Below are 1,280 nucleotides of genomic sequence, written 5' to 3' on the forward strand. Positions count from 1 at the left end.
GCTTTGCCACTCACTGAATGAGACGCTCCGCCTCCACTGGTCACCGTTTCTTGAATTTCCCTCACACTCACTGTGGGCGTTTCAGTTTCTGAATCAAAGCCTTTGGGGAATTTGATTTGATACATCCCTGCATCGTTCACCTGGGCTTCATCTTGTAACAGTGCACCTGGATTGAGAGCAGGAAGCCTTTTGCGCGGCTGATAAGCACCGAGCCAAGATCCCTCTTCACTGTAAGGACGAATCACCCCTTGGCTGTCAAAACGCCATTGCTCATCTTGGTAATAACCTTTTAGAATTAAAGACTCTACAAAACCGTCAATGCAGCCTCCTGCCAAAGGAGAGTCAATTTGAATACGCTCTCCCACTAATAAATCACTGTAGTAGCTTTTGAATTGATAAGTTTTGGCATCATGATTGAGTTGCTCGGTTAATTTGGCTTTGATGAAGTCATAATTCCCTATAGGGGCATAGATGGGAGTCATGACGATCAAAGGATCTTCATTGTGCAGCTTGGCCAGCGAGGCCTGTGGATTTTGAGGGTCAAAGTAAACAGGCTCCGCACTGAGGGAGCTTGCCTGCTTTGATAACCCAAGATGATAAAACTGTGCGGCATGGTTTTTTAAATCTTCTTTACGCGATGGATCAAACGTCACTGTTTGATCTCGTGAAGGCAGAAGCCCTGGCCGATCGATGACAACCAGAGACTCTGCTCCCTCACCTTCCGAGAAGTAGTAACGGGTAAAGCCTAAAATCTTATTAAAATAATCCAGTGTATTGTCTTCTGCTTCTACATCAAAAGTATTGAGCGGTGTAATCAGCCAGGGCATATCTACTTTAAACTTCGCATAGTCTCTTAAGCCAAACTCTAAAGACAGTTTTTCAGTCATACTTTTGGCAATATCAAGATAGCTTTGATTAGCATGTACCTTGAAACGGTTTTGATAGAAGAGCAGCGATAAATAGGGTTCAATTTGAATGGTGTAAACTCTCTTTCGTTTAACGAGATCTTCTTGACGATCTAAACGGGTAATGACACCAGAAATAGACTGCGGTTCACCCCCACTCCCAACAAACTGAAGTGAGGCTTGTAAATACAGATAGGCCTGCGGCTCAATTTGGGAATTCACATCCAAAACAGCCACTCTCAAAACATACGGCTCGGACAAAGCCCCACCAAACTCAAAGCTTTTTACCTCAAAACTCAGCTCACTGCCATCGCCCTTCTGAATAACAAGCATTCTGAACCCTATTTAAACAAACTGATTAAATATTACTATTCA

Annotated in this window: 1 protein-coding gene; it reads right to left on the reverse strand. The window is 43.5% G+C overall.

Annotated features, from left to right (window positions below; genetic code table 11):
* Positions 1–1,238, reverse strand: a 1,238-nt coding sequence (locus COV52_05065; protein PIR11214.1) for a hypothetical protein, incomplete at its 3' end; no start/stop codon positions are given.
* Positions 1,239–1,280: the final 42 nt, after the last annotated feature.

It is taken from the genome of Gammaproteobacteria bacterium CG11_big_fil_rev_8_21_14_0_20_46_22 (assembly GCA_002796245.1).
Lineage (GTDB): Bacteria > Pseudomonadota > Gammaproteobacteria > UBA12402 > UBA12402 > 1-14-0-20-46-22.